Raw genomic sequence first — 10,248 nt, 5'->3', positions numbered from 1 at the left:
CAGTATACTCTCTTGTGTTCATGCTTAGTACAACCCATTGTATACTATTCCGAATACTTCCTCCAGATGTTTTATGCAGCTTCTTACCAGTCAATCAAAGAAGCATAATGCAGTAATAATGTATATGAATTATGATCTTCATCAGATACAACATCTATCGCTTGTTGCAATAGGTGTGGGAGACGCAATAAACAGATGGGGGAGAGAGGAAACCTTGGTATTTTAAAAGTTATACTACTATCCACACTTTCTGTATGTTGTGGTCATCGTTGTGCGTTGCCATCACCATTGGTTTGCGGGTCATCAACCTTCATGGTATATCCATACAATCTGACTGTTTGAATGACGTCTATACCGTCTGGGCTCTGACTCAGCAGTGTCTTACGTAATCTGGTCATGTGTACATCTACAGTCCGAGGACCAACGTAAAAGTCTGTTCCCCAAATCATATCCATGATGATTTCTCTTGATAAGACTCTGCCAGGGTGCTCCATCAGGATCTGCAAAAGCTTAAATTCTATTGGTGATAGTTTAACGACTTTGCCGCCTTCCCTTGTGACCGTACGGGATGATATGTTCATGACAATATCTTGGAACTGCATTTGTTTGCCTGAAAATGCTGGTCTGAGTCTTCTTAAGACGGCCTTGATTCTTGCAATTAATTCTGATTGAGTAAATGGCTTAGTCAGATAGTCATCTGCCCCAACATTAAGTCCAACGATTCTATCGTGATCCTCAGATTTCCCAGATACCATTATGATTGGAATATTTTGAGTATCCGCAGCTTCCCTAATGTGCATACAGACGTCAATACCAGACATTTTATCCATTAACATCCAGTCTAATATGATGAGATCTGGCTTGAAGTTTGTTGCCATGTATATAGCATCTGTTGGACTCGCGGTAACCTGTATATGATAACCTGCTTTTTGCAGGTTGTATTTGATGAGGTCTGATACCGTCTTTTCGTCCTCAACCAGTAATATGGAAGGGGTCAGCTCTTTTATTGTCATATGTGGTTACAAATCTATAGTTGTCACATTTCAATATACACTAAGTTTTCAATTTGATTAAGATAATTCTGAATTCAAAACCACGGGCAGCATCTTAAAGGTTGTTGATTGTTTGTATAACAGCCCTTATATCACACAAAACGGAAAAATCTAAGAAATTTGCTTGACATACCTCATCTAAATTGTTTCTTTGAACTTTGCTTATTTACCATTAAATAAAAAAGTGATCAGTAACGTAAAAACAGTATGCTTCTTGGGAGTGGAATGCAAGGAAGTAGATGTGCAGGTCCATATAGCCTCTGGTTTGCCCAGATTTAATATCGTTGGCCTTCCCGATAAATCTGTGGCTGAGTCCAAGGAAAGGGTAAGAGCTGTCTTTCATAGCATAGGCGTACAGTTTCCTATGAAGAGAATCACTATCAATCTATCTCCTGCAGACATTTTGAAAGAAGGAAGCCACTTTGATCTACCAATTGCAGTTGGTATGCTAATAGCGTTAGGGACGATTAAGAAAGAATTTGTAGAGCGATATTTGATTATGGGGGAACTATCGCTGGATGGTAGACTGAAGGGAGTCAGTGGAGTCTTACCAGCTGCAATATTTGCAAGGCACTCTAATCTAGGGCTGGTTTGTCCAGAATCTAACCGAGAGGAAGCTGCATGGTCTTCTAATGCCAATGTTCTTGCTATTTCCTCGTTAATGGCATTGTTAGATCACTACGGTGGTAAAAACAGATTACCACATCTATGTCCAAAGGTTTATAACACAACAAGGCTCAAATATCCTGATTTAAAAGATGTCAAGGGACAGAAAGTGGCAAAGAGGGCACTTGAAATTAGTGCAGCTGGAGGTCATAGTCTTCTGATGGTTGGTCCTCCAGGTTCTGGCAAATCGATGTTAGCTAAAAGATTGCCTGGAATACTACCGGAATTAACTTTAGATGATGTACTAGAGATTAGTACAATTGCTAGCATTGCGGGTTTACTGAACGATGAGAAAGGCGTCGTCTTGGAAAGGCCTTGTCGATCGCCACATTCCTCTGCTTCTGTTGCTGCTATGGTTGGTGGTGGACGGAACGCATTGCCTGGGGAGGTGACTTTGGCTCATAAAGGTGTGTTGTTTTTAGATGAGCTGCCTGAATTTTCCAGGGGTGTTTTGGAGTCACTAAGGCAACCTATAGAAGCTGGAAATATCAGTATAGCTAGAGTCAATTCTCATGTTACTTATCCCTCTAATTTCCAATTGATTGCGGCGATGAACCCATGTAGATGTGGTTATTTTGGCACTAGCAATCAAAATTGTGCTAAAGCACCTAGATGTGCACAAGACTATCAAAACAAAATTTCAGGTCCCATACTTGATAGGTTCGATTTAAGGGTAGACGTACCGAGTACCAATATCTTTGATATGGGAGATGAGCAATCTGAGTCAAGTGCAGAGGTTGCTCAAAGAGTATCTAGAGCAAGAGAAATTCAAAGAGAAAGGTATAAAGGTACTAACATTTCCGTTAATGCTCTTGTGGATGTTCAGTTGTTAAATGAAGTTGTAATCATGGACAGTGAGTCGGCGAGTTTACTAAAAACAGCTGTGGATAAGTTTCAATTGTCTATGCGAGGGTTTTACAGAGTGTTAAAAGTTGCAAGAACAATTGCGGATTTAGAAGAAAAAGAAGACGTGAGAAAAAGTCACTTTGTGGAAGCGCTATATTATAGAATGTGTGGTACACTGCAGTAGTATTGCGGCTTACCAGTGCAATTGAAATTAAAGGAGTATTAAAGATGCAAAAAACCTATACTGTGGCAGGTTTCAAAAGGTTGGATGTAATTGTTGGAAATGTGACAAGGCCTATATGTGAAAAGAATGGACTGGCGGTTTTATATAAAATAATAGGCAACTGGTCTGATATCGTGGGCACAAGGCTCGGTAGTATTTGTTATCCTGTGAACATGGTGTTTGGTAAAAATGGACGAGGTAACACTTTAAAAATAGCAGTTGAGAACCCCGGCTATGCAATAGAATTACACACAAATGAGCGTAATATTTTGGAGAGAATTGCGATGTACATGGGTTTTCGTGCTGTTAATAAAGTCAAAGTTGAGATAGTACTTAGGTCTTCCTCATCCAACTCTACAATCAGTGATTATAATGGTGGCACAGCAAATCCTTCGATACCTCATCAAAAAGATATCACCCAAGAATTAGCTGTAGCACTAGAATCTGTTGGGGACAATGAGTTGAGGAAAACTTTGGAAGATATCGCTATGATGCTATAAGTGTTGCGTTGATATGAAAAGATGCGAAAAGGTCCAAGAACATGTATTGTAAGGTTTTAGAGAAGTAATGAGTAAATAAAGTGTGTGAATCAGTTTGTGACAATATTATGATTAAGGAATTTTCTATATGACGCTGTTAAACTTAAACTCTATTAGTAAAAATTTCAAGCAAGGTAAAGAGTTCTTGACCATTCTCAGCGATGTATCTCTTAGCCTCTCTAGTGGTCAAATAATATCGATTGTAGGAGCTTCTGGTTCCGGTAAAAGCACGCTGTTGATGATCATAGGGTTGCTGGAATCCCCAGATTCTGGGTCTATATTATTTGATGGTGTTGATTGCACAACTCTTGACGATCAAGGTCAGACAAAAATGCGTAGGGAAGCTATAGGCTTTGTATATCAATATCATCACTTGCTACCTGAGTTTTCTGCGCTTGAAAATGTCATGCTTCCAAGAATGCTGATCAGTTCAAATGCTAGATCGATAAGAAAAGAAGCTATGCAATTGTTAGATCAACTTGGCCTATCACAGCGCTGGAACCACATACCATCAGAATTATCTGGTGGTGAGCAGCAACGTGTAGCAATCGCAAGAAGCCTAATTAATAAGCCCAAAATAATACTTGCAGATGAACCAACTGGTAACTTGGATCAGGACCAAGCTGTGAACACATTAAATCTTCTGATTCAAGAGGTGAAAAGCAGAGGTGTTGGTGCTATAATTGTAACTCATAATCTTGAATTTGCCAGAAAAACTGATAAAATACTGACGTTGTCACATGGTAGGCTACAAGAGTATAAATAAGGATAAGGCGGAGTATGTAAGTCATGAGTAAGCAGTGTGATACCACTTCTTTGGATAGGATTTCTGGGAACTTAGAGCGTAGGGATACTGTGAGTCCATCGCTCAGGCCTACGAAATTGACTGAATTTATAGGGCAGTCACATCTCAAAAACAATCTCTCTGTATTTATAGAGGCTGCAAAATCGAGGGGTGAAGCATTGGATCACGTTTTATTTTATGGTCCACCAGGTTTAGGTAAAACCACACTTTCTCAAATTATTGCAAATGAGCTGGGAATTAGTATTCGTACAACTGCTGGTCCTTTACTATCCAAATCTGGGGATTTAGCGGCGATATTAACGAACCTCCAGGAGCATGATGTACTTTTCATCGATGAGATACACAGGTTGCCAAATGCTGTTGAGGAAGTGCTATATCCTGCTATGGAAGATTACTCACTTGATCTGGTAATAGGTGAGGGGCCTGGCGCAAGAATGATGAAGCTGAAGCTCCCCAAGTTCACTCTTATAGGAGCTACAACCCGTCTCGGACTTTTGACCAATCCATTGCGTGATAGATTTGGTATACATTTCAAATTGGATTTTTATTCCGTAGACGAACTGATACAAGTTGTGAAGCGTTGTGGTGCCATTTATGACATCCATTTTAGTGATGTTGCTGCATTAGAGTTGGCTAAGTGTGCTAGAGGTACTCCAAGGATTGCAGCAAGGCTAGTCAAAAGGGTCAGAGATTTCGTATCAGGAATAGGACTCAAAGTGATTGAAAAGGAGCATGTGAAAGAAACGCTGCAATGTCTAAATATAGACCACTTTGGTTTAGATGCTTTTGACAGAAAGTACATTGCTTATATTTATAACAATTATAAAGACCAGCCTGTCGGTATTGAAACTATTGCTGCTGGATTATCAGAGGACAAAGGTACGTTGGAAGATACAGTGGAGCCTTACTTACTACAGATAGGTTTCATTACAAGAACTCCAAAAGGACGTGTAATAACATCTACATGTGTTGAGTATATTCAGCAAATGTAATGGTTGCTGATGACATAGTGCACGTCACGTAAGTTGACTTTATAAGTTTGACTATACGTGTCTGTGTGATATCATCGACAGCGTTTGTTTGATACGATCTAACGTTCAAGCTTGTACTAATGCTTATTTGTGAGACAACATATGTTCAGAGGATTTAGAGGACTATACACAGCTCTTGCTACACCGTTTGTGGATGGAAAACTCGATTTAAAAAGTTTTAAAAGACTCATTGAATTTCAAATGAGCGGAAATGTAAGTGGAGTAGTAGTGTTAGGAAGTACAGGCGAAGCTGCAACTCTTACTGTTGACGAGAGGGCAACTTTGATATCCACCTGTATGAATGTTGTGAAAACACACAACCCAGACGTGAAAGTAATCGTTGGTACAGGTTCAAATTCCACGGCAACTACCCTTGAATATACGAATCATGCTAAGATGCTTGGTGCGGATGCAGCTCTTGTGGTCTGTCCTTACTATAACAAGCCATCAGATGATGGAATATATCATCACTATAAACACATTAATGACAATGTGGATTTGCCAATATTGGTATATAACGTTCCCGGGAGAACCGTCACAGACATTTCAAACGAAGTGATATTGCGCCTCTCAGAATTGAAAAACGTGGTAGGTGTAAAAGACGCCACTGGCAATTTAAGTAGGCCTTTGCTGCTAAAGGAGCAGTTGGAGAAAAGACTGACCAAAATTCAAAAGGAGTTTGTACAGCTTTCTGGTGAAGATGATACTGCTGTGATTTTTAATTTAAGCGGAGGGGTAGGGTGCATTTCAGTGACTGGGAATGTAGTACCTAAAGAGCTTGCAACTATGCAGGAGCTAAGCTTAGAAGGCAAATATGATGAGGCAATATCGATGCAGATGCGATTTAATGAGCTAAATAAGGCGATGTTCATTAGAAGTAATCCGATGCCTGTCAAATACGCATTATACAAGCTTGGTATCATCTCAAGTCCTGAGCTGCGGCTACCACTCCTCGCTCTTGCCGATCCTTACTGTGCCGTTGTTGATAAAGCTTTAAAAAGTTTAGAGCTGATATGATACCGCCATTGCGCAATAACGTTCTGATAGGTCATCAACGGGAATTTGCTAGGTTAGTGGATGTTTACAAAAATGGAGGCATAGAACGTCCGTGGCTCCTCTTTGGTCCTACTGGAGTTGGAAAAGCGACTCTGACTTATAGGTTTGCAAAGTTTTTGTTACACATGCCATATCATGTTGATGGGGAGTGGCAAGACGACATTATTACGCGGAAGGTAGAATCCCTCAGCCATCCTGATCTGATGGTGGTGGATTCAGAATACATTGCAGGTGAAAAAAGAAAGCGGCCACATATTGGTGTTGATGAGATCAGAAACATCATCAAGTTTTTAAGGCTGACTCCTATAGAATCAACGTATAAAATTGTTGTGATAGACGGAGCAGATAAAATGAATGCAAGTGCCTCTAACGCTTTACTGAAGCTATTGGAGGAGCCTGTAGGAAATGTGGTAGTCTTTCTTATTTCAGACTTGCTATCTGGAATGTCCGCAACTATCAGGTCCAGGTGTATGAGATTAAGGCTTGATAAGTTGAGTTTTGAAGATTTTCTTCAAGCTTTGAAGTTAAATACTGGTGATGTATCAGACATAGATGGAAAGAAACTATATGACATTACATTTGGCAATTTGAAACTATCTGTAATGATGCTTGAACAAAATGGATTAGGGTTACTGGAAGAACTTGAACACGTCTTATCTTCGCGTTCTGTTAATAGGCTTTTGAAGTTTGTGGAGTCATTCAATATAGAAAACGAAAATTGGCAAATATTTAAGTACCTGCTGTTACACGCTGTGTCGAAGAACTTAAGGAGCGCACCGAGGTGGGGACAAGGCACAATAGATGGTGTGGTAAGTGTAGACAATGTAAACAGGATGCTATATGAGATAGACACGATGTATTTGGATAAACAACAAGCTTTAATTGCAAATTTGGTGGCAAATGACAGGATCCCTTGCTGGTAAAAAATTGGTACGAGTGATACACATGATCATGTTCACTGTGTTTTTTGATCAACTGTCGAAACATTGTATATTGGGGCTGCGCAACCTAAATATGGACATGCTGCCAATTCTAAACATGAAAATTGTATGGAACTATGGAGTAAGCTTTGGATTTTTCAATAATCCTGGTCAAGATCAAATGCTTTTGTGTGGAATCTCGATTTTTGCGATTATTCTCTTGTTACTGTGGATGTGGAACGAGGAGGATGAGGAATACGTGGTGGTAGGTGCGATGATAGTAGGTGGGGCCTGTGGTAACCTGATTGATAGAATAATCCACGGTGCTGTTCTGGACTTCATCGACTTTCACATACTTGACTATCACTATCCAACATTCAATTGGGCAGACGTATTTATTGTAATTGGTGCTATTCGTATCATATATCGATCCTACTGTATGAGTGCAAAAGATCTAACTGATGTATGATTCAAATTGCAGTACATCATTTTTGGCTGTGATACAAATTTTACATCCTTCCTTGTAATGGCCAGATAACATTTGTTCTGCTACAGGATTTTGTATGTATTCCTGTATTACACGTTTAAGTGGTCTTGCTCCATAAACGGTGTCGTAGCCTTTTTGCGCAAGCCACTCTTTTGCTGACTTATCCACTATCAGCTCCATTTTCCTTTCTGCCAGCAATTCTACCAAACTTTGCAACTGTATGTCTACGATCCCTCCCATATTATCCCTGTTTAGGCGGTCAAATATTATAATTTCGTCTAGTCTGTTTAAAAATTCAGGTTTAAACGAGTGCTTTACTATATTCATTACTTTATCTCGTACCTGTTCCACCGTGTTACCTTCAGGGAGGGCAGCAATATGTTCTGCTCCAAGGTTAGATGTGAGAATAATGACGGTGTTTTTAAAATCTACAGTTCTACCGTGACTGTCAGTAAGCCTACCTTCGTCTAGAACTTGTAAGAGAACATTGAAAACGTCTGAATGGGCTTTCTCAATTTCATCAAATAGTATCACTTGATATGGTCTCCTTCTAACAGACTCCGTGAGTATACCGCCTTGATCATATCCTACATACCCGGGAGGTGCTCCAATGAGTCTAGCTACACTGTGTTTTTCCATGTACTCAGACATATCTATTCTTACCATTGCTTTTTTATCGTCAAAAAGAAACTGGCATACAGCTTTACATAGTTCTGTTTTACCTACACCTGTCGGCCCTAAGAATAAGAAAGAACCGATAGGCTTGTTTTGATCAGCCAATCCTGCTCTTGCTCTTCGTACCGCGCTACACACGGACTGTACTGCAGCGTCTTGACCTACCACATGCTCTTTAATATGCTGTTCCATTGATAGCAGTTTTTCTTTTTCTCCTTCCAGCATCTTGTCGACTGGTATGCCTGTCCACTTTGATACTACTAGAGCTATATCATCTTCAGAAATGACTTCTTGTAGTAGTTGATTTTCTCTAATCGTGTCTGTTTCCTGAATTTTCTTTTGAAGCTCTGGAATTACGCCGTACATCAATTCTCCAGCTCTTCCAAGATTGCCACTTCTTTGTGCGATATCAAGGTCATTTTTAGCCTGCTCTAGTTTTTCTTTGTTAAGCTTTAATTCATGAATTTTAAGCTTCTCCGCATGCCATCTACCGCTTAAATCCAAGGACTCCCCTTCTAGTGTTGCCAATTCAGATTTTAATTGTTGTAGTCTTTCCTTGGATTTGCTGTCGTCTTCTTTTTCCAATGCCATTACTTCAATTTTAAGCTGCATGATCTTTCTATCAAGTTCGTCCAATGCTTCTGGCTTACTATCTACCTGCATTCTGAGTCTGCTAGCTGCTTCATCTATCAGATCTATCGCCTTATCTGGTAGGAATCTTTGAGTAATGTATCGATTGGACAGATTGGCAGCCGCGATAATTGCATGATCGCTTATTCTAATGCCGTGGTGTACTTCATATTTCTCCTTTAATCCACGTAGCATTGAAATAGTATCAGTGACGCTGGGTTCGGCTATGAATACTGGCTGAAATCGCCTAGCTAAGGCAGCATCTTTTTCTATGTGTTGTCTGTACTCGTCTAGTGTAGTAGCGCCTATACAATGCAGCTCACCACGAGCTAATGCAGGTTTGAGGAGGTTAGAGGCATCCATCGCTCCATCTGCAGCTCCTGCACCGACAAGGGTGTGCAGCTCATCTATAAATAATATGACCATACCATTTGTGGAGGATATCTCGTTTAACACTGCTTTTAAGCGTTCCTCAAACTCCCCTCTGTATTTTGCACCTGCTATTAATGCTCCTAAGTCTAGCGTAAAGAGCTGTAAGTTTTTGAGGCTGTCTGGTACATCGCCAGATATCATCCTCAGTGCCAACCCTTCAACTATTGCAGTCTTACCAACCCCTGGTTCACCTATTAACACAGGGTTGTTTTTAGTTCTTCTAGATAGGACTTGTATTGTACGTCTTATCTCTTCATCTCTTCCTATTACAGGATCAAGTTTGCCGGTAGCTGCGAGTGCTGTAATGTCCTTTGCATACCTTTTTAATGACTCAAATGTATCTTCTGCATTTTGAGATGTTGCTGCTCTTCCTTTTCTCATTTTTTCGATTGCTGTGACGATTTGATTCTCGTTGATTTTAGAATTTTTAAACGCACTGGCAATGACAGTACCCTGCACTTTGACAAGTGCTTGCAAAATTCTTTCAACCGTTACGAATGTATCTCCCAGCTTTTTAGCTATTGCTTCAGATTCGGTCAATACCTGTGCTGTTTCTGGTGTCATGAAGAGCTGCCCGGCTCCTGATCCGCTAATCTTTGGTAATTTGTCTAACGCTGTTTTTACCTCATCTTGAATTTTAGAGGGCTCAGCACCACAAGACGTCAACAACCTGTATATCAAGCTGTCATCTTCTTGCAATAAAGCGTATGCAATGTGTTCAGGGGTAAATGTCTGATGGTTGGATGCCAACGCTGATGTCTGCGCTTGCTGTATCACAGTTTTTGCTCTTTCGGTAAATGATCCAAGGTTCATGTTGCCCTCTTGTATGTGTATCTATCAATATATACCAATATATAATTCTGATGACGTACGATACAAGTCCGGA

Annotated in this window: 9 protein-coding genes; 7 read left to right on the top strand and 2 right to left on the bottom strand. The window is 40.2% G+C overall.

Annotated elements, in window-relative coordinates; all coding sequences use genetic code 11:
* Positions 1 to 263: 263 nt before the first annotated feature.
* Entirely contained in the window at positions 264 to 1,013 is a 750-nt protein-coding gene (locus tag EDM53_RS00225) for a response regulator (RefSeq protein ID WP_207215376.1), read from the bottom strand.
* A 223-nt stretch (positions 1,014 to 1,236) separates the two neighbouring features.
* Here EDM53_RS00225 and EDM53_RS00220 point away from each other — a divergent pair, with 223 nt between their 5' ends.
* The 7 genes from EDM53_RS00220 (at position 1,237) to lspA (ending at position 7,607) form a co-directional block, all read left to right on the top strand.
* A complete protein-coding gene (locus EDM53_RS00220) occupies positions 1,237 to 2,748 on the top strand; it encodes a YifB family Mg chelatase-like AAA ATPase (RefSeq protein WP_130121273.1) in 1,512 nt (503 codons plus the stop codon).
* 44 nt (positions 2,749 to 2,792) lie between these two features.
* A complete protein-coding gene (locus EDM53_RS00215; RefSeq protein WP_130121271.1) occupies positions 2,793 to 3,287 on the top strand; it encodes a DUF721 domain-containing protein in 495 nt (164 codons plus the stop codon).
* Between the two features lie 127 nt (positions 3,288 to 3,414).
* Positions 3,415 to 4,092, top strand: a complete 678-nt coding sequence (locus tag EDM53_RS00210) for an ABC transporter ATP-binding protein (RefSeq protein WP_130121269.1) — start codon at positions 3,415 to 3,417, stop codon at positions 4,090 to 4,092.
* Positions 4,093 to 4,115: 23 nt separating this feature from the next.
* Positions 4,116 to 5,123, top strand: coding sequence for a Holliday junction branch migration DNA helicase RuvB (gene ruvB / locus EDM53_RS00205; protein ID WP_130121267.1), 1,008 nt, complete (start codon positions 4,116 to 4,118; stop codon positions 5,121 to 5,123).
* A 141-nt stretch (positions 5,124 to 5,264) separates the two neighbouring features.
* Positions 5,265 to 6,179 (top strand): 4-hydroxy-tetrahydrodipicolinate synthase, encoded by a 915-nt coding sequence (gene dapA, locus EDM53_RS00200; protein WP_130121265.1) that lies wholly within the window; start codon positions 5,265 to 5,267, stop codon positions 6,177 to 6,179.
* Positions 6,176 to 7,141 carry an AAA family ATPase gene (locus EDM53_RS00195; protein ID WP_130121263.1) on the top strand — a complete coding sequence of 322 codons (966 nt, stop codon included), beginning with the start codon at positions 6,176 to 6,178 and terminating at the stop codon, positions 7,139 to 7,141. The genes dapA and EDM53_RS00195 overlap by 4 nt, the downstream gene beginning before the upstream one ends.
* A complete protein-coding gene (gene lspA / locus EDM53_RS00190; protein WP_130121261.1) occupies positions 7,119 to 7,607 on the top strand; it encodes a signal peptidase II in 489 nt (162 codons plus the stop codon). The genes EDM53_RS00195 and lspA overlap by 23 nt, the downstream gene beginning before the upstream one ends.
* On the opposite strand, the gene clpB is transcribed toward lspA, so the two are convergent.
* Complete coding sequence (clpB, locus tag EDM53_RS00185) at positions 7,593 to 10,175, bottom strand: ATP-dependent chaperone ClpB (protein ID WP_130121259.1); 2,583 nt, start codon at positions 10,173 to 10,175, stop codon at positions 7,593 to 7,595. The genes lspA and clpB overlap by 15 nt on opposite strands.
* Positions 10,176 to 10,248 lie beyond the last annotated feature (73 nt).

It is taken from the genome of Rickettsiales endosymbiont of Peranema trichophorum (genome assembly GCF_004210275.1).
Classification (GTDB): Bacteria; Pseudomonadota; Alphaproteobacteria; order Rickettsiales; family Midichloriaceae; genus RICK02.
This window is presented reverse-complemented; position numbering and strand designations above follow the sequence as displayed.